The 19,197-nt window shown below is 56.9% G+C and carries 18 protein-coding genes and 1 tRNA gene; 16 read left to right on the forward strand and 3 right to left on the reverse strand.

Annotation, left to right across the window (positions count from 1 at the left end):
- Positions 1–2 precede the first annotated feature (2 nt).
- A complete protein-coding gene (gene lspA, locus LG373_RS04530; RefSeq protein ID WP_225749128.1) occupies positions 3–596 on the forward strand; it encodes a signal peptidase II in 594 nt (197 codons plus the stop codon).
- Complete coding sequence (locus LG373_RS04535) at positions 593–1,609, forward strand: RluA family pseudouridine synthase (RefSeq protein ID WP_114566055.1); 1,017 nt, start codon at positions 593–595, stop codon at positions 1,607–1,609. Before lspA ends, LG373_RS04535 begins: the two co-directional genes overlap by 4 nt.
- Positions 1,610–1,663: 54 nt before the next feature.
- Here LG373_RS04535 and LG373_RS04540 read toward each other — a convergent pair whose 3' ends face one another.
- Complete coding sequence (locus tag LG373_RS04540) at positions 1,664–2,386, reverse strand: putative ABC transporter permease (RefSeq protein WP_225749129.1); 723 nt, start codon at positions 2,384–2,386, stop codon at positions 1,664–1,666.
- A gap of 95 nt (positions 2,387–2,481) precedes the next feature.
- Here LG373_RS04540 and hemH point away from each other — a divergent pair, with 95 nt between their 5' ends.
- The 10 genes from hemH (at position 2,482) to LG373_RS04590 (ending at position 13,019) form a co-directional block, all read left to right on the forward strand.
- The gene (gene hemH, locus LG373_RS04545; protein WP_216528482.1) at positions 2,482–3,513 is read left to right on the forward strand and encodes a ferrochelatase; all 1,032 of its coding nucleotides are present in this window, start codon (positions 2,482–2,484) and stop codon (positions 3,511–3,513) included.
- Complete coding sequence (gene coaBC / locus LG373_RS04550; protein WP_114566058.1) at positions 3,506–4,729, forward strand: bifunctional phosphopantothenoylcysteine decarboxylase/phosphopantothenate--cysteine ligase CoaBC; 1,224 nt, start codon at positions 3,506–3,508, stop codon at positions 4,727–4,729. The genes hemH and coaBC overlap by 8 nt, the downstream gene beginning before the upstream one ends.
- Before the next feature lie 173 nt (positions 4,730–4,902).
- Positions 4,903–4,979 (forward strand) — tRNA-Pro (locus LG373_RS04555).
- A 278-nt stretch (positions 4,980–5,257) separates the two neighbouring features.
- Positions 5,258–5,470, forward strand: a complete 213-nt coding sequence (locus LG373_RS04560; RefSeq protein ID WP_225749130.1) for a hypothetical protein — start codon at positions 5,258–5,260, stop codon at positions 5,468–5,470.
- 37 nt (positions 5,471–5,507) lie between these two features.
- Positions 5,508–8,555 (forward strand): type I restriction endonuclease subunit R, encoded by a 3,048-nt coding sequence (locus LG373_RS04565; protein WP_225749131.1) that lies wholly within the window; start codon positions 5,508–5,510, stop codon positions 8,553–8,555.
- Positions 8,556–8,560: 5 nt separating this feature from the next.
- Entirely contained in the window at positions 8,561–10,072 is a 1,512-nt protein-coding gene (locus tag LG373_RS04570; RefSeq protein WP_225749132.1) for a class I SAM-dependent DNA methyltransferase, read from the forward strand.
- Positions 10,062–11,123, forward strand: a complete 1,062-nt coding sequence (locus LG373_RS04575) for a virulence RhuM family protein (RefSeq protein WP_225749133.1) — start codon at positions 10,062–10,064, stop codon at positions 11,121–11,123. The genes LG373_RS04570 and LG373_RS04575 overlap by 11 nt, the downstream gene beginning before the upstream one ends.
- Positions 11,120–11,551, forward strand: coding sequence for a hypothetical protein (locus LG373_RS04580; protein ID WP_225749134.1), 432 nt, complete (start codon positions 11,120–11,122; stop codon positions 11,549–11,551). Before LG373_RS04575 ends, LG373_RS04580 begins: the two co-directional genes overlap by 4 nt.
- A 3-nt stretch (positions 11,552–11,554) precedes the next feature.
- The gene (locus tag LG373_RS04585; protein WP_225749135.1) at positions 11,555–12,739 is read left to right on the forward strand and encodes a restriction endonuclease subunit S; all 1,185 of its coding nucleotides are present in this window, start codon (positions 11,555–11,557) and stop codon (positions 12,737–12,739) included.
- 106 nt (positions 12,740–12,845) lie between these two features.
- Positions 12,846–13,019 carry a hypothetical protein gene (locus LG373_RS04590; RefSeq protein WP_225749136.1) on the forward strand — a complete coding sequence of 58 codons (174 nt, stop codon included), beginning with the start codon at positions 12,846–12,848 and terminating at the stop codon, positions 13,017–13,019.
- Between the two features lie 289 nt (positions 13,020–13,308).
- Here LG373_RS04590 and LG373_RS04595 read toward each other — a convergent pair whose 3' ends face one another.
- Entirely contained in the window at positions 13,309–13,560 is a 252-nt protein-coding gene (locus LG373_RS04595; protein WP_225749137.1) for a hypothetical protein, read from the reverse strand.
- A 468-nt stretch (positions 13,561–14,028) separates the two neighbouring features.
- Positions 14,029–14,889, reverse strand: coding sequence for a GGDEF domain-containing protein (locus LG373_RS04600; protein WP_225749138.1), 861 nt, complete (start codon positions 14,887–14,889; stop codon positions 14,029–14,031).
- Positions 14,890–15,360: 471 nt separating this feature from the next.
- On the opposite strand from LG373_RS04600, the gene LG373_RS04605 reads away from it, so the two are divergent.
- From LG373_RS04605 to LG373_RS04620, 4 genes are all read left to right on the forward strand, one after another.
- Positions 15,361–16,128 carry a class I SAM-dependent methyltransferase gene (locus LG373_RS04605; RefSeq protein ID WP_225749139.1) on the forward strand — a complete coding sequence of 256 codons (768 nt, stop codon included), beginning with the start codon at positions 15,361–15,363 and terminating at the stop codon, positions 16,126–16,128.
- A 77-nt stretch (positions 16,129–16,205) separates the two neighbouring features.
- Positions 16,206–17,339, forward strand: coding sequence for an ABC transporter substrate-binding protein (locus LG373_RS04610; RefSeq protein ID WP_225749140.1), 1,134 nt, complete (start codon positions 16,206–16,208; stop codon positions 17,337–17,339).
- Between the two features lie 2 nt (positions 17,340–17,341).
- The gene (locus tag LG373_RS04615) at positions 17,342–18,370 is read left to right on the forward strand and encodes an iron ABC transporter permease (RefSeq protein ID WP_225749141.1); all 1,029 of its coding nucleotides are present in this window, start codon (positions 17,342–17,344) and stop codon (positions 18,368–18,370) included.
- On the forward strand, positions 18,364–19,149 hold the full coding sequence (locus tag LG373_RS04620; RefSeq protein ID WP_225749142.1) for an ABC transporter ATP-binding protein: 786 nt from the start codon (positions 18,364–18,366) through the stop codon (positions 19,147–19,149). Before LG373_RS04615 ends, LG373_RS04620 begins: the two co-directional genes overlap by 7 nt.
- Positions 19,150–19,197: the final 48 nt, after the last annotated feature.

Consider the following 19,197-nt stretch of genomic DNA (forward strand, 5'->3'; position numbering starts at 1 on the left):
TTTTGATCGACGACAACAAAGCCCAAACCGACCGTCTCGAGGCGCAGGGGGCTGTTGCAGGCGCTGCTCCCTCGCATCGCCTGCGCAGCGCCCTGATTCTCGGGGCGGCCGGCTTGGCCTGGCTTGCGCTGGACGTGCTCACCAAAAGCTGGTTCACTGCGAACTACGCGGTGGGGGAGGCTTCGGCGAACTCGCTTTGGGGGATCGTGCGCTTTCATCTGGTTCATAACACCGGGGCGGCGTGGGGCATGTTCGGCGACTCCACGTTCGCTTTGGGGATTATGTCGCTGGTCGTGTGCGCGGTTCTCGTCGTGTATTTGATCGGGTTCTCGCCGACCGCCTCGACGCTTGAGGCTTTGGGCCTTGCGCTGGTGGTTGCCGGAGGACTGGGCAACGCCATCGATCGGTTCGCGTTGGGCTACGTAGTGGATTTCATCGAACCGGTTTTCATCGACTTTCCGGTGTTTAACGTTGCCGACATCGGCGTGACCTGCGGGTTCGTTCTGTTTATTGTGGGCTTGCTGATACGCGAGCGGCGCATGGGCGCTTTGGCGGCCGCGCATGTCGATCGGGTGCAGGAGGGTGGCGATCGATGACGCGCCTGCTGTCCCATATCGTCGCCCCCGAAGATGCTGGCCAGCGCTTGGATGCTCTGCTGGCCGCTCGCGGGCTGTACCCGAGCCGCAGCGCTGCTGCGCGCGCGGTGGATGACGGCGCCGTGTACGTGAACGGCGCGTCCGTTGCGAAGAAGCACGCCGTGGCCGCTGGAGACACCATTGTCTACCAGGTAGAAGACGCAATCGAGGCGGGTCCGTTGGCGGGCCAGCCCATCGATTTGGACATTCGCTTCGAGGACGAGCACCTTATCGTGCTTTCGAAGCAGGCGGGGCTCGTGTGCCACCCTTCCGTCGATCACGATGACGGCACGTTGGTGAACGCGCTCGTGTTTCATTGCGGGGCTGAGAACCTGTGCAACGTGCAGGGCGAGGACGATCGGCTGGGCATCGTGCATCGCCTCGACCGCGATACGACCGGGCTCATGCTGGCCGCGAAAACCGACGAGGCGGGGTACGCCCTCATGGCCGACATCCGCGATCGCGCCGTCGATCGTCGGTACCTGGCGCTCGTGCATGGCATTGTCGCGCACGACACGGGCATGGTGGACGCGCCCATCGCCCGCTCTGCGAACGAGCGCACGCGCATGGCCGTGCGCGTCGCGCCTTCTGCGCGTGAGGCCATTACCACGTTTCGCGTGCTCGAGCGGTTCGAGCCTCGCGCGAAAGACGACGGCTACACGCTTATCGACTGCAAGCTGTTCACGGGGCGAACGCACCAGATTCGCGTGCACATGGAGTACGCGAAGCATCCTTTGGTGGGAGATCCCGTGTACTCGTCCAGATCTCCGAAGGACGTTTCCGCCGATCTGGGGCTTGACCGGCAGTTCCTGCATTCGTTCCAGCTTGGCTTCGCGCATCCGGAAACCGGCGAGGAGCTGCGCTTCTTCGATGCGTTGCCCGAGGATCTCCAGGCGGCTCTTGACGCGCTGTCCGACCGAAGCGAGGGCCGTACGGCGGCCGGCGAAGAGGTTTTCGAGCTGCTTTCGCACTAGAGCCGGGCGCACGATCCGGGCGCGGGGTCGGCTCTAGCGTCCGTTCGCTTCGCATCACTTCCCGTAGACGCTCATGTTATGGAAGTGCTCCTGCATGTAGGGTTGCGGGAACCACTCGTCTAAAGCGCGCTGCTCCCAGGTGACGGCGGGCACGCCTTGCGCCCGCTGGCTTTCGCGATCGAGGGCGAGCACGGTGACGGCAATGTTCAGCGCCATAAGCACGCTTGCTGTGGCGGTCAGCGCTTTTGCCGTCGTGGTTCGCGCGTTCACGTGGGAGAACGCGCGCTTGACGAGCGGCATTGCGCTGCGAACCCATAGAAGCCCCAGAAGGCCCCACATGACGCCGAACGCGAAGTTCGTGCGTCCTCCGATGCTCCCGAACGTGCCGGCGTAATCCCAGGCTATGGCTCCCCAAAGCACTTCCATGAGCCAGCTTGCCGTGTATTCGATCGCGGATCCTAGTACCATCGACACGATGAAGATGATCAAGTTGTGGGAATGGTGGAAGCGATTCAGGCTCACCGTGAGCAGCACGGCCCCCATGCCGTAAATGGGGGAAAACGGACCCCAGACCAGACCGGCGCGGCTTTCGTAGCCTCCGTACACGATTGCATGGAAGATGGTTTCCACGGCAAGTCCAAACATGCTGCCGGCCACGAACAGCCAGAACAATGTGAAGTAGTCGATCTTCAAATAGCCGAAATTCGGCTTGACCTGTTCGCGGACTTCCTGACCTATCTCCTTGAAGACGCTTGAATTTTGAGGTTCTTTCTCCATTCACCTGCCCTCCGATAAGTCAATGGGCTAAACTATATCAGATTTAGGGGGCTTGAAATTAAACCGTTACACCCCATGTCAATTGCAGGAAGGTGATGAGCATCGTGTCAGCCGGTAGTCGCTGCGGGGTTCTCCTCGTGAATACCGGGACGCCGGCTGAGCCGCGTCCTCGTGCTGTTCGTGCGTATTTGGCCAGGTTTCTCATGGACAAGCGCATAGCTCCGATGAATCGCGTGGCTTGGTGGTTCATTCTGCATCTGTTCATTCTGCCCAAGCGCGGGCGCGCGTCAGGCGAAAAGTACGCGAAGATCTGGACTGACGAAGGGTCGCCGTTCACCGTGGCGCATGAGAAGCTGGAATCGGGGCTGAACGCATCGCTTCAGCAAGAGGGCTTCGACGTGATGGTTCGCTGCGCCATGAGTTACAGCGATCCTACGGTTCGGCACTGCGTGAAGCAGATGAAGGCGGCCGGATGCACGCGTTTGGTGGTTCTGCCCCTGTACCCGCAGAGCGCTTACTCCACCACCGGGTCGGTCTCCGACAGCGTTGAGCGCGCGCTCAAGAAAACGCGCTGGAAGGTCCCGTGCGATTTCATCGACAACTACCACGATCACGTCACGTATATCCGCGCGATAGCGGCTTCCATCGAACATGCGGGCTTTCAGATCGAATCAGACGATCGCCTGCTGTTCTCGTATCATTCGATCCCCCTTGTCGACATCGAGGCGGGGGACACCTACGAGCTGCAAACGGGCGCCTCGAGCCTGCAGATAGCCAGCGAGCTGGGCCTTGATCGCAACCGTTGGACTATCGGCTATCAGTGCCAGTTCGATAAGGGCAGGGAATGGCTCAAGCCGTTTTCGCGCGACACGCTGGCTCGATGGGCGGAAGCCGATGTGGGGCGCGTTTTCTACGTTTGCCCGAACTTCGCCGTCGATTGCCTGGAGACGCTTTACGATATCGAATACGAGTTGAAACCTTTTTATTTTGATCATATTCGCCAGGCGGGGAGGACGCCTGGCTCCGATAGTTTCGTATACGTGCCTTGCCTCGACCGCAGCCGAGCGCATTTGCGCGTTTTATCCGACGTGCTGCGGCCGCATATCGAGGAGGCTAACCATGGGTAAAGACGAGGGCCGCTCTGCGGTCGAGCCCGCGCAAAAAACGGTGTTGTTGGGGGTTACGGGGTGCATCGCCGTCTACAAGTCCTGCGAGATCGTTCGCGCATTGCAGAAAGCCGGCGTACGCGTGAAGGTCGTCATGACCGAGCACGCAACCGAGTTCGTGGGCCCTACGACGTTTCGCGCGCTTACGCATGAGCCGGTGGCTGTTGGGCTGTTCGACGATCCGTCGGATCCCATCCATCATATCTCGCTTGCTCAAGAGGCGGACGTGTTCTTGATCGCTCCGTGCACGGCCAACGTCATTGCGAAAATCGCGAACGGGATTGCCGACGACCTGCTGACCACGACCGCGCTCGCCACCACGGCGCCGTTGGTCATAGCGCCTGCCATGAACGTGAACATGTACGAGAACGGCGCCACGCGTTACAACATCGGCAAGCTTCACATCCGCGGGACGCGCATCATCGAAGCCGGAGACGGCTACCTTGCTTGCGGCGACGTGGGCCGCGGTCGTTTGGCGGAAATCGACGACATTGTGACGGCGGTGCTCGAGGAACTGGGCATGAGCCGTGATCTGTCGGGCAGGCACGTCATGGTGACGGCCGGCCCCACGGTGGAGCCCATCGATCCGGTGCGCTACATTTCCAACCATTCTTCCGGCAAGACCGGATACGCCGTTGCACGTGCTGCTGCCTTGCGCGGCGCGGACGTGACGCTGATTTCCGGCCCGGTGTCCATTCCGGTTCCCGAGGGCGTGCGCGTCGTTCATGTGAAGACGGCGCGCGACATGTTCGCAGCAGCTGAGGAGGCGTTCGAAAGCGCCGACATCGCCGTGTTCGCGGCTGCGGTGGCCGATATGCGCCCGAAGCTGGCGGCCGACCGAAAGCTGAAGAAGGGCCAGTCGGACGCGGAGCTGGGCGTGCTGGAGCTGATCGAGAACCCGGATATCCTGGCGACCCTCGGTGCGCGGAAAACGCACCAGGTGGTCGTAGGGTTTGCGGCTGAAACGAACGACGTGGTGGCGAACGCCGAGAAGAAGTTGGTGTCGAAGCACGCCGATCTCGTGGTGGCGAACCAGGTGGGCGAGGGCAAGGCCTTCGGCACCGACGACAACGAGGTGTGGTTCGTTGACGACGAGGATATCGAGGAGCTTCCGCGCATGTCGAAAGCCCGCTTGGCCGACGCGATCCTGAACAAGGCGGTCGAGTTCCTGCGGTAAAGCGTCGGGAGTTCGAGCTTCCCTGGCCTGCGGGCAAGGGAAGCTCGAACTTTTTAGTGCAAGCGCCAGAAATTTTCAAAAGATGGAAATTCGGGCTTGCAAAGCCTGGGCGATACGGTTAATATAATCTGCGCTGCTTCGGAAGAGCGCGAGTTCGAAGAAGCGAGCATGAACGGGTTGTGGCGCAGTTTGGTAGCGCACTTGACTGGGGGTCAAGGGGTCGCAGGTTCAAATCCTGTCAACCCGACCAGCTATTACAGCAGGTCAGAAGCTTAAGAGCTTCTGACCTGTTTCTTTTTTGCCAGTGGTACATCGAATGGCACATTCTGGGTTATAGGCAGAAACGTGTACCCTATGCAATAGCCCATAAATTGCTTGAGTGATTTCACTGAACTGTCTTTGCCTATACTCCGCGCAAGACGCTTCCTGCTGTCTGATGTTCACCGCATATTGACTATTGACTAATGTCATAAATAGATAAACTGCTACAATTTGTATTGCAGTTTTAATGCGAACAGCGGGGGCGCTATGGATAAGCAATCATTTGCGGATATGCTCGTTGACGGGGCAACTGAAACGGATCAGATGCGATTCTTGGCAGACGGTGGTCAGATTGCGATCACACTGCGAATCCCTAAGAACCTGAAAGATGCTGCGCAGGAACAAGCGTCATTGAAAGGTATGAGCTTTAGCGCCTATGTTCGAACTTGTCTGATAAATGACCTTACGGCTGGTGATTAGTGTGGGACAGCTCAACTATGCTGTAACTAGCATTCATATGAACGAAGATTTCTATGAGCAGACCATTATCGAGTACTTCACATCCTTTTTGGGCTATGAGTATCTTCCCGGGCCCGATATTGTGCGTACCTCCAAAAAATATGACGATGTCTTTATTCCTGAAGTATTGCCCACTGCCTTGCGCAAAATAAACCCAGGCCTTTCTGCGCAAGCTATCCAAGAAGCAATCATCAAACTCAACAACATAGAAACCGGTAAGCTGGAAATTCGCAATGAGCGATTCAGCGACTATCTGCAATCCGGTGTCGAGGTTCGTTATTTTGACGGCAAACAGGACCGAGATGATATCGTCTATCTGCTTGATTACAAGGACCCTGAAAACAACGTCTTCCATGTTGTGAATCAATGGACCTTTATTGAATACTCTGAAAAACGTCCCGATATCATCATCTTTGTTAATGGCATGCCGTTAGCGATATTTGAGCTTAAATCACCATCGCGCGAAGAAACCGACGCGTCAGACGCCTATCTGCAGCTACGCAATTACATGCAGCATATCCCCAGCCTGTTTGTCCCTAACGTTTTCTGCGTAATGAGCGATATGGCCGACACTCGTGTCGGTACTATCACTGCAACCGAAGATAGATTCGTTGAATGGAAAAGCGTCGATGGCGATTACGCCAACACGCAGCATGCAAATTACGAAACCATGCTAGAAGGCATGTTTCGCAAAGATCGCCTTCTGGATATCATCCGCAACTTTGTTTGCTTCAACAACACCAACGAGAAGACCATCAAGATTCTTGCGGCATATCACCAGTATTTTGCTGTACATAAAGCCGCCAAACGCGCCGTCGAAGCCGTTGCGGGAGATGGAAAAATTGGCGTGTTCTGGCACACCCAAGGCAGTGGCAAATCTTTGTCCATGGTGTTTCTGGCCCATATGCTGCAGAATGTGCTTAACAATCCGACTATTGTCGTGATTACCGACAGGAACGACCTCGATGACCAACTCTATGGGCAGTTTAGTCGCTGCAAAGGCTTTCTGCGTCAGACGCCTGAGAATGCGAAGAGCAGACAGCATTTGAAAAGCCTGCTTCTAGACCGCGAGGCAAACGGCATCATCTTTACTACCATGCAGAAGTTCATAGATGGAGAAGATTCGTTGTGCGACAGAGACAACGTCGTTGTTATGGTGGACGAGGCGCACCGGGGTCAGTACGGACTGACGGAGAAAATGGATGCTCAGGGCAATATAAGCATCGGTGCCGCTATGCTGGTGCGCAAGGCGCTTCCCAATGCTTCATACATCGGCTTTACTGGCACGCCAATTTCGACAGAAGATAAAAATACCCGCGAGATATTTGGCGACTATATTGACATATATGACATGACCCAGGCTGTTGAGGACAACGCAACGCGCCCTGTTTATTACGAGAGCCGCGTTGTTGCGCTGCATCTTGATAAGAACGCGCTCGAACAACTCGACCATGAGTATGCTGAGTTTGCGCAAAGTGCTGACGAGACGAGTGTTGAGCGATCCAAGCATACAATGGCAGGGTTAGAGGGGGTCCTTTCTGCTCCAGAGACTATAGAGGCTCTTTGTAATGACATTGTGAATCACTACGAGCAAAACCGCTCCGATATCCTCACCGGTAAAGCACTCGTTGTGGCCTACTCAAGACCAGTAGCAATGAAGATTTACAAAGAGATTATGCGTATACGGCCAGGGTGGAAAGAAAAAATCGGTGTAGTAATGACCATGGACAACCAAGACCCCGAAGAGTGGTTTGAGGTTTGTGGTGGCAAAGAGCACAAGAAAGAAATGGAGCGCCGCTTCAAAGCTGACGATGACCCTCTCAAAATAGCTATTGTGGTAGACATGTGGCTTACTGGATTCGATGTGCCCTCGCTAGCAACCATGTATGTGTTCAAGCCCATGAAGGGCCACAATCTTATGCAGGCCATAGCGCGTGTAAACCGTGTCTATAAGGGCAAGGAAGGTGGCTTTGTTGTCGATTACATAGGAATTGCCAATGCGTTGAAGCGAGCTATGAAAGACTATACTAATCGCGATCAGCACAATTACGGCGATATGGATATTGCGGCTACGGCCTATCCGAGGTTTTTGGAAAAACTGGATGTGTGTCGCGATATTCTCTACGGCTTCAAATACACAGAGAAGGTATTCACTGACAGCAAAGTTCAGCTTGCCCGCTTGATTAGCGATGGCACTGATTGGTTGTTGGATCCAAAGCACGCTGATGAAATGGAAGACTTCTTAAAGCAGTCGCAGCTTATGAGCCAAGCCTTGAGTCTGTGTAAGAGCCTGGTGTCAAAGGAGGACCAGCATGAAGCTGCATACTTGTCGGTTTTGCGTGTACAAGTGCTGCGCATTACCGGCCGTACCAGCACGGGCGGCAATGGTATGACCTACAAGGAATTCAATGAGCGCGTTGCTTCCATCCTGGAGCAATCCGTTCAGGCAGAAGGCGTTGTCAATATTTTCGACAAGGACGAAGTTGAGATTTCTTTATTCGACGAAGCTTTCTTGCAAGAGCTTGCGAAGATGAAGCAGAAGAACATAGCAGTTGAAACTTTGAAGAGATTAATCAAGGAGCAAGTAAAAAGCTATTCAAGGCGCAGTGTGGTTAAGGCCAATAAGTTCAGCGAAATGCTGCAATCTGCTGTTAACGGCTATTTAAACGGCATGCTCACCAATGCCGAAGTTATCGAAGAACTTCTGGCAATGGCTCATGATATGATGGCGGATCGCGAGGAAGGCTCGAAACTTGGATTGGACGATGAAGAGCTTGCTTTTTATGATGCCCTCACCAAACCGCAGGCCGTTAAAGACTTTTACGATAACGAGCAATTAGTTGCCATAACCCGCGAACTTACTGAAGCCATGCGCACCAGCGCGACAATAGACTGGCAAGAAAAGCAAAGCGCACGAGCAGGCATGCGCCGTTGCATTAAGCGGTTGCTGAAGAAGTATAAATATCCGCCCGAGGGCGTCGATGATGCAATGGAAACCGTAATGGCGCAGTGCGAGTTGTGGGCCGACACTAAAGTTTACGAATAGGACTGATGATGGCAAAGAAGGCAGACAATACGGCAAACATTGGCTTTGAAGAGCAAATTTGGAAAGCAGCCGACAAGCTACGCGGCAACATTGACGCATCCGAATACAAGAATGTCGTTCTAGGGTTAATTTTCCTGAAGTACATCTCCGACAAGTTTGACCAGCGTTATCAACAGCTTCTCGATGAAGGGGAAGGCTTCGAGGAGGATCGCGACGAATATACGTGCGACAACATCTTTTTTGTGCCGGAAAGCGCACGCTGGAAGATGATTGCCTCCGCTGCGCATACGCCTGAGAACGGCAAGGTAATCGATGGGGCGATGCGTGAGATAGAATCCGAGAATTCCAAGCTGAAGGGCATCTTGCCGAAGAACTTCGCGCGCCAGGAGTTAGACAAGCGACGTTTAGGCGAGGTTATTGACTTGTTCACCAATGTTAGGATGGCTGAGAAGGGCGACACGCGAGACATTCTGGGTCGCACTTACGAGTACTGCCTCTCCAAGTTCGCGGAGGCCGAGGGTAAGAATGCCGGAGAGTTCTATACGCCTGCTTGCATTGTGAAGACGTTGGTGGAGGTCATCCAACCCTACCACGGGCGCGTGTATGACCCTTGTTGCGGCAGCGGCGGCATGTTCGTGCAGTCGGCAGACTTCGTGACGCATCATCAGGGCAAGATAGATGACCTTTCTATCTTCGGGCAGGAGAGTAATCCTACCACCTGGAAGATGGCTACCATGAACCTGGCTATCCGCGGTATCGATGCAGATTTGGGGAAGTTTAACGCCGATACATTTTTTGACGATTGTCACAAGGACAAACGTTTCGACTTCGTGATGGCAAATCCCCCGTTTAACCTTTCTGACTGGGGTGGCGACAAGCTGAAGGAAGACCCGCGCTGGGAATACGGTATCCCGCCGGAGGGAAACGCAAACTTTGCGTGGATGCAGCATATGATTCACCATCTGAACAGTACGGGTCGCATGGGTATGGTGCTTGCTAACGGTTCGCTTTCGTCGCAGTCGAGTGGCGAGGGCGAGATTCGACGCAAGATAATTGAAGCTGACCTCATAGAGGGCATTATTGCGATGCCCGGCCAGCTGTTCTACAGCACGGGTATTCCCGTAAGCCTTTGGATTGTGAGCAAACGCAAGGAGCAGCCGGGTAAGACGCTGTTCGTTGACGCGCGCGAGATGGGCACCATGGTTACCCGTAAGCTACGCGAGTTCACAGCAGACGACATAGGCAAGGTGGCTAACGCCTTCGATAAGTTCCGTGAGGGAACCCTAGAAGACGAAAAGGGCTTCTGCGCCGCGGTGGCTACTGAAGACATTGCAAATCAGGACTACATTCTGACACCTGGGCGCTACGTAGGTATTGCCGACGCAGAAGAGGATGACGAGCCTTTCGAGGAAAAGATGGAGCGCCTGACCGGCGAGATTGCCAAGTGCTTCGAGGAAAGTAACCGCCTTCAAGAGCAGATAAAAAGGAACATGGAGGCGATTGGCTTTGGCTTCTAGGAAGAAGAACGAGATAACCATTCGCTCCAGCGCTGCTGAGTACCTTGTGTTCTGCGCTGCCGTTGGCGACCAAGAAGACAGTATTGAAATGCGCTACGAGGACGAGAACATTTGGTTGACGCAGAAGCTGATGGCGCAGCTGTACGATGTTGATGTCAGAACAATAAACGAGCATATCAAAACGATATATTCAGACCGTGAGCTTGAAGAAAGCGCAACTATCCGGAAATTCCGGATAGTTCAAACCGAAGGATCTCGTGAAGTCTCGCGTGAAGTTAATCACTATAGCCTGCAGATGATAATCGCTGTTGGATTCAAGGTGAACAACGAACGGGCTGTCCGGTTTCGCACGTGGGCGAACAGCATCGTCAAGGATTACACCATCCAAGGTTGGGTAATGGATGAAGAGCGCCTGAAAAGCGGCGGGAGCATCCTTACCGAAGAATACTTCGAGAAGCAGCTTGAAAAGATCCGCGAGATTCGTCTTTCCGAACGTAAGTTCTACCAAAAGGTGACAGATCTGTACGCTACCGCTATCGACTATGACCCAAGGGCCAAGTCGACGCAGCGCTTTTTTGCGGCGGTACAGAACAAGCTGCACTATGCCGTACACGGTGAAACGGCGGCCGAGGTTATCTATCATCGTGCCGATGCGGAAAAGGCTCATATGGGTTTGACGACGTGGGAAGGGTCGCCTGAGGGAAAGATCCATCTGTACGACGTGACCGTAGCAAAAAACTATCTGACAGAATTCGAGATGCAACAGCTTCAGCGCATTGTGTCGGCGTATCTGGATTTGGGCGAGTTGCGCGCTATGCGTCATATTCCCATGACGATGGAAGACTGGGAACACGAGTTGAACGGTTTCTTGAGGCTTCTCGACCACGATATCTTACAAGATGCGGGGAAGGTGTCAGCCGCCCTCGCCAAGCAACACGCCGAAAGCGAGTTTCAAAAGTACCGCGTTGTTCAAGATCGGCTCTATCAAAGCGATTTCGACCGCTTCCTAGAGTTAGAAGCTGAGGCAAAGAAGCTGGAGGGCGGGGAATGAGAACAATCGCCCTACGGTATGCTGAAAACTTTGCACCTAACGAGGGCACTATTGCTGCGCATCAGCAGGTTATCGACGCAATCGGATACGTATGGTATGGAAAGCTTGGAAATCCAATATCTGACAAGGTCGCTGGCGAGATTCTCCAGTCGCAAGATCCCATGATTTTGCTAATTCATAGTGGAGCACAAGGTAGATATTGGGCGCATATTGAGGGAATTCAGAGAGCGATGCCAACTGACGGGATTCCTTCTTATTATCGCGGGATGGCTGAAAAATTCAAATGCTGGTTCAAGGTCTATGCCTTTGAAAAGGCATCGAAGAACGTGATGGGTCAATGTGTTGTTGCCTCTTCGCAAAAGCTGTTGACTTCCGCATCGCGGTACAGCATGAGTCCCTATTTCATCATTGAGTATACTGAGGAGTAGATTATGAATAAGAATTGGGAAACTGTGCGCGCTTCTGAGTTCTGCGATTCTGTTCGGGATGGTACTCACGATTCACCAAAGCCATGCGATAAAGGCTTCAAACTTGTAACATCAAAACACATCAGCAATGGTGTCTTGGATTTGACTCGTGCAAATACAATTAGCGAATCAGACTATCAGGCAATCAACAAACGAAGCAAAGTCAATCGAAATGATATTCTTTTCAGCATGATTGGTACAGTTGGCAACATATACCGTGTTGATATAGAACCCAATTTCGCCATAAAGAACGTAGGTTTATTCAAGATTTCAGACGAAATCAAAAGCAAATACCTCTATTACTACCTCGAATCGAGTTTTGCGAAAGATTATATATTTCGATCTCTAGCTGGAAGTACTCAGCAATACCTTAGCCTAAAAGCTTTGAGAGCTTTTCCGATTTCTTACCCTAAAGACGAACAGGTGCTATACGGTATCGTCGGTGTTCTTGATTCAATTCAAAACAAAATCACAGCAAATACTCTTCTAAATGATTATTTAGCTGAGATGTGTGAGGTCGTCGCGGGAGCTATGAATATCAAAGGCACAACAACACTGACAGATATTTCTACGCAAGTAACCGCAAGGGTGGCATGCGAAGAATCGACAATCGAAAGCTACGTTTCAACGGAATCATTGCTGCCAGAAAAAGGCGGTCGACAGATTGCTTCAGCTCTTCCATCAACGGGAAAAGTCACGGTTTACCAGCCAGGAGACACGCTTGTTTCCAACATTAGGCCCTATTTCAAAAAGGTTTGGTATGCAGATTGCATAGGAACTTGTTCAGGTGACGTCATCGTCTTCCGGGCAAATAACCCCAAGCTTGCTCCATACTTATACTCGGTACTTCGCAGCGATGGTTACTTCGAGCATGTCATGACCGGAGCCAAGGGCACCAAGATGCCTCGTGGCGATAAGAAACAGATGATGCAGTACCCTGTAGCGAGCAAATGTGACGAACGAGGTCTCGAGATACTTGCATCGATACTTAATAAAATAAGCACCAACAACAGGGAAAACGCTAGGCTTTTGGAACTGAGAGACGCATTACTCCCTAAGCTCATGTCTGGCGAAATCGACGTCTCTCAGGTTTACATCACGCAGCTAAATAATCATTTACCGGAGAAATATGTTCAAAATATCAACTGAATAGTTATTTGGATATGTGTGTATAAGTTAAAATAACCTAAACATGATTTAGGTACTGAAGAATATCGAATTAGCTTTAACGAATAAATTAAACGAAAGGCGATGTGTGGCTGTGGGTCTCAAGGGCACCAATGGTACGCAGATGAATTCTATTGAAGTCACGCCTGCGGGACGTAAACGTCAGCAAAACAAAGCCAAAAGATTTGAGCAGCGCTGCAGGAAAATGTCAGGTCCAGTAAAGACGCGTAAATTGACTCCGGAAGAATTATCGAATTTGTAGGTGCGTTTCTTCTAGTTTCAAGCCTTATCGCTAGTGAGATAGACCACTGCTGTTTGCAAGTCATTTGATTAGTTCGGTGTTGCGCGTCTGCTCAAGTACCACCTCGGCGCAACGTAGTTCTACAGGTATGCCTTTGCCGGATTTCGTTGCTTCAAACAATGCCTGCACCTAACTGCTTTGCGTAATCATGCTTTCGGGCGATTTTTCTTTAACCATAGGGCTTTTTTCCTGGCGCGACATGCCGTGCGACCGCGATTGAGCATGGGTGTGCTGTTGGTGGCTATGATAGCTACCGGACGAATGCGCGGAACGGTTGGCTTTTGCTGCGGCTGCCATTTGCGTAGGTGCCGGCACGTCGTCTGTTCATGTCCGCTTTTGTTGAAGCATTGAAATCACGGCCGGTTTGCTGATAACGCATACGCTCCACTAGGATTTTTGCCTTGGACATTTCGAGACTTGGGAAGTCTTTGCGGCTCATACTGCCGCACTTGCATGCCGATTTCTTGTAGTCGTTGAGCTCTCGCGGCAGCGCTTGTCGCATGCATGTATTTCTGCATGCATATCGTTTCCTTGTTGCAGCTCGCCACTGAGGATTCCCGCAAACCGGTGAAGCTCTTCAAGGCTGCGCAGTTCCAGCATGTTTTGTCCATAGCGCTCGAGGATGCTCCTTGCTTCCAGATGGCTATTAAGCTTGTCGGCGCGTAGACTGCGGGTGGGGTTGTCGCGGTTGGTAAGGTTTACGTGGTCGTTTTCAACCGTCGCGCCCTCGCTTGGATTCGCGGGCGTGTGCTGGGCTGTGGTCGCGGGATGTCTCCTGTCCGACCTCCTGGGCTTCTGGATGTACGCGCGGGTCGCGGCGGCCAAGCCCCCCGCGCGCCTCGCGCCCGGCCGATGACGTTTCTTTCGGCATTCCCGAACGTTGGCGCATGCCGAAAAGGCCGGCTTCTACGATGCTTGGGTGTGCGCCTCTCTCTTTCGGCCTGGTTCCGCCCCGCCCGCTCTCGGCCCGTCAGGGCTGCGGGTCGGCGGGGGCGAGGACCACGCGGTCCTTGCCTTCCTTGGCGCGGTAAAGGGCCTCGTCGGCGCGCGCTACAAGCTGCTCGATCCCGCCGGCTCCGCAGGCGCCGCCGATGCTGACCGACACCCGAAGGTCCGGGGTCTCGGGGAACCTCAGCGCCGCGACCTTGCGGCGCGCCTCCTCGAGCCTGCCGGCCAACGCCGCCGGGGGCATTCCTCGAAACGCTATGACGAACTCGTCTCCTCCGAGGCGGACGAGCGGGTCGGAGGGCCTGACGGACGAGGCCAGAGCGGATGCGATCTCCTTCAGGGCGTAGTCGCCCGCTGCATGGCCGAACGAGTCGTTGACCGACTTGAAGTCGTCGACGTCGACGAACGCCGCTGCGTCGAAGCCCTCGAGGCTCTTGATCTGCTCGTCGAAGTACCTCCTGTTGCATGCTCCGGTAAGCTGGTCGAGCCAAAGCCTTTTGCTGTAGGTTTCGACCATCTCGAGGAAGCGGCTTTTGCCGTTGGCGCCGAACAGGGCGTCTTCGCCCACTTTCCTCACGGTCTCGAGCACGTAGGGCGAGCCGTCGACCTCGACGTACGTGGACACGACGAAGAATGCCTCGTTGTCCGCGATCTCGAACTTGGACGCCTGCCCTTTGGACGAGAGCGCCCTTGCGGACGTGCAATCACGGCAACGCCTGCTCTTTCCCCAGATCGCGTGGCATCGTCCCTCGCACGCGACGAGCCTGCCGTCCTCTGACACGTCCCAGGCCTCGGCTGCCGATGCGTCGACAAGCCTGGCTACGTCGAACAGCTCCCGCAGACCGGCCATGAAGCCCGGCAGCTGGTTCTCGGTCAGTTTCATGGAGACCCCCTCTTTCCCGGATGAAGGCGCACGCGAGCCGTGCGGACGGCCGTTTCCTTTGCGCGCGCCGAGGCGACCGGCAAGCGATGGTGCACGGTTTTTGGATTCCCGCAACCTGCGGAAAGGGCGGCGCCCGTCGCTAGGCGATATAAGTTAGTCTTATCTAATTAAAGTAGTTCCAAGGTAGTCGAAGCTCGGTTCACGCTGGGCGGATCCATGAATTCTCCATCGTGAAGGAATGAAGGGCCCGTCTTCGCAGCCCGTTCGCGGCGAGGGGAGCCCCTTCAGCCCGAAACCGGGTCCGAGCTCGAGCGAAAGAGCCTCGACGGGACGCGCCCTGCCTGTCTTTGCAGCCCGTCGCGGGAGTTCGCTTTCCCTGACTTTTTTGCCGATCGCGCTGCTCGAGTTGTGATATTCTCAATTAAGAATATATCAGTTAAAGAATAATTAGACAAAATCGAAAGAGGCGATATGGACGATATCCTGCCGAACGCCGCGCTCCTCGAACGTTCGCGCGCATACTGGTCGCAACGGGCGGAGGAGTACTCGGCGCTGCATGCGGCGTCCCGCCACGAGGCCCTTCGCGATGCTCTCCGCGCTCTTCTGCGCGATCTCATGCCGCGCGTCGAGGAGCGCCCCCTGCGCGCGCTCGACGCGGGCTGCGGCTCGGGCTTCATGTCCCTCATCCTGGCCGAGCTGGGATGCGATGTGACGGCCGTCGATTTCTCCGAGGATATGCTGGCCGAGGCGGCCCGCAACGTCGCGCGCGCAGGCGCTTCAGGCATCGAGCTCGTTCATGCCGACGTTCAGCATCTCTCCTTCGACGAGGGCTCCTTCGACTTCGCTGTCTCGCGCAACGTGCTGTGGGTGCTGCCCGATGCGGCCGCCGCCTACGCGGGTATCTTCCGCGCGCTCGGGTCGGGCGGCGTGCTCGTGAACCTCGACGCGAACTACGGGCGGGCCTTCAACGCGGCCGCCGAGGCGGGGGAGGAGCCCGTGCATCCCACGCAGAGCGCCGCGCAGCTGCGCGAGCGCAACGCCATCGCCGCCGATCTGCCGGTCACGCGCGCGCAGCGGCCGGCCTGGGACGCGGGCGTGCTGCTCGGCTTGGGCGCGCAGGAGGTGCGGTGCATCCGGGACGCGGAGCGCTTGCTCGGCATCGACAGCGGCGACCGCTTCTCGGCGCAGGCGAGCGCGAGCGAGCGCGCCGCGCTGTTCGTCGTGAGCGCGCGCAAGTGACGCAAGGCCTCTCGACCGGCGAAAGCCGGCTGAACGCATAAAAGTGCAGGCAACCTCCAAACGAAAGTAGGAAAACCATGGAAATGCTCTCTCGTCGCACGTTCCTGAAGGGCGTGCTCGTAGGCATCGGAAGCGCGGCGGCCTTCGGCTTCGCCGGCTGCTCGGGCGCATCGCAGGGCGACGCCTCCGGCGACGTCGGCGCCAAGGCCGCCGAGGCTCCGTCGCAGCAAGATTGGACCTTCGAGGACCAAGCTGGCAACACGGTGACCGTCGGCGTGCCCGTGCAGCGCATGGTGGTCATGCAGCATCACTCCCTCGACATGCTCGCCCAGCTGGGCCAGCAGGGCAAAGTGGTGGGCGTCGAGAAGAACTGGGAAGGCGACCTCGGCTCCTACATGCGCGACGTGTTCCCCGGCATCGACGATCTGCCCGCCCCGGGCGACTTGACGGACTGGAGCGTCGAGGCCATCGCTGCCCTCAAGCCTGACGTGGTGATCGCTGCGTCGCAGGCCAACCCCGACGCGATGAAGCAGGTGACCGACCTGGGCATTCCCGTGGTCGTGGTTTCGCTGCGAGGAGAGGGCAAGCAGGCCGAGGCCCAGAACCCTCGCCTCGCCGACGCCGACGCCGCCTACACGGAGGGCTGCCAGTGGGCCATTTCCACGCTGGGCCGTCTGACCGGCGCCGAGCAGAAGGCCTCCGACATCTGGAGGATGTGCCTGGAGAGTCGGGCCATCGTCGACCGCGCCATAGGCAAGATGGACGATGCCGACCGCGTCCGCGTATTCGTCGCCAACGAGAAGGAGAAGACCTACGGCAACGACAAGTACGTGGGCTGCCAGCTTCTGCGCGCCGGCGCGAAGAACGTGGCCGCCGAGGCCATCCAGGGCTACAAGCCCTACACGTTCGAGATGCTGGCTTCGTGGGACCCCGAAGTCATCATCGTCCAGGACCGCTACATGGACGTCTACGACGCCGTCACCACCGATCCGAGGTACCGGGAGCTCTCTGCGGTGAAGAACGGCAAGGTGCTGCTGGCGCCGTACTGGACGAAGCCGTGGGGAAATCCCGATACCGATTCCATCGCCTTGGGCGAGCTGTGGCTGGCCAACCGGTTCTATCCGGAGAAGGTGAGCGCCGACACGGTGCGCGAGTACGCCGAGCGGTTCTACCGTGACTTCTACGGCGTCGAGTTCGCGGGCACCGTGTAAGCGTGCGCGCTGCGAAAGCAAAGGCCGGCGGCGGCCTCGACGCGGTGACGGCAGCGGCGCTCGTTGCGCTGCCGCTCGTTTTCGCGACGGGGTCGCTTGCGCTGGGCGCCTACGCCGTCGACCCGATCGAAGTGTGCCGGATCCTGCTCGCGCGCATCGTCGGGCGGGATCTCGGCGCGGATGCGATGGCGGCGAACCTCGTGTGGGAGGTTCGCGTGCCCCGCGTGCTGGCGGCTGCCGTGGTGGGCGCCGGCCTGTCGGTCACGGGCGCCATGTTCCAAGGGCTGTTCAAGAACCCGCTGGCAGCGCCTGATACTCTCGGCGTCTCGAACGGCGCGGGCTTCGGCGCGGCGCTGGCCATCGTGGCGGGGCTGTCGGGCTTCGGCACGCAGGTCGGGGCCATTGCGTTCGGCTTGGCGGCCGTGGCGCTGGCCTTCGCCATCGTGGCGCGGGGCCGCGCGTCCACGGTGACGCTTATCCTGTCGGGCATGCTCGTCGGCTCCCTGTTCTCGTCGCTCGTGTCGCTGCTCAAATTCGTGGCCGACCCCACCGAGAAGCTGCCGCAGATCGTCTACTGGCTCATGGGATCGCTGTCGGGCGTGGGCTACGACGCCCTTTCGGGCGTGCTGCCGCCGTACCTTGCGTTCATGGGCGTGCTGTTCCTGTTCCGCTGGAGGGCGAACGTGCTGAGCATGGGCGACGCGGAGGCGCGCTCGTTCGGGATCGACGTGGCGCGCGACCGCGGCATCATCATCGCGTCGTGCTCGGTGGTGACCGCGCTCACGGTGAGCCTGTCGGGCATCATCGGCTGGGTGGGCATCGTGGTGCCGCATCTGGCTCGCATGCTGGTGGGGCCCGATTTCCGACGGCTCCTGCCGGCCTCTGCGTCGCTGGGCATGTGCTACCTCATCGCGATCGACGACCTGTGCCGCACGGTTTCCGCGTTCGAGATTCCCATCGGCGTGATCACGGGCATCATCGGCGCGCCCATGTTCCTGTACTTCATCTACCGCAGAAAGGTCGCATGGTAGTGCGCATAGACATCGACAACCTGAGGTTCTCCTACGGCAGGGGTCGGCCGGTCATCGACGGCTTGTCCCTGACGTACGAGTCGCCCGACGTGCTGTGCATCCTCGGCTCGAACGGCGCGGGGAAGAGCACGCTTCTGCAGTGCGTCGTCGGTGCGCTCGAGCCCGCGGGCGGCACGGTGCGCATCGACGGCAGGCCCGTGGGGTCGTATGCGCCGCGCGACCTCGCGCGGCGCATGGCCTACATCCCGCAGGCGCACGCCCCGACCTTCGAGTACCCGGTCGTCGACGTGGTGGCCATGGGGCGCACGTCCGCCATCGGGAGGTTCTCCTCGCCGGGCGCGGCGGACGAGGCCGCGGCGCTCGAGAAGCTGGACTTCCTCGGCATCGCGCATCTGAGCGCCGAGCCGTACACGCGGATCTCGGGAGGCGAGCGCCAGCTCGTGATGATCGCGTCGGCCTTGGCCCAGGAACCCGAGGCGCTCGTGCTCGACGAGCCGACGGCGCACCTCGACTTCGGCAACCAGCACCGCTTCCTCAAGCTGGTGGAGCAGCTGCGCGCGCAGGGCATGGGCGTGATCATGACCACGCACTTTCCGGATCACGCGCTCAGCCTGGGGGGTTCGACTGCCATCATGGACGGCGGCGTCGTAAGCCATGCGGGGCCCGCCCACGAGGTGGTCACCTCAGCGAGCATGCGCGCCCTTTACGGCATCGAGGCGAGCATCGAGAGCGTCGGTGGGAGGAGGGTCTGCATCCCCGGACCCGTGAAGGGCCCGTAGAGCTTCGCTGCTGCACGGCGCGCTTGCGCTCGGCCTCCTCTGGTTTTT

Origin of the sequence: Paraeggerthella sp. Marseille-Q4926 (assembly GCF_916618935.1) — a bacterium.
In the GTDB taxonomy this organism is placed as follows: Bacteria; Actinomycetota; Coriobacteriia; order Coriobacteriales; family Eggerthellaceae; genus Paraeggerthella; species Paraeggerthella hominis.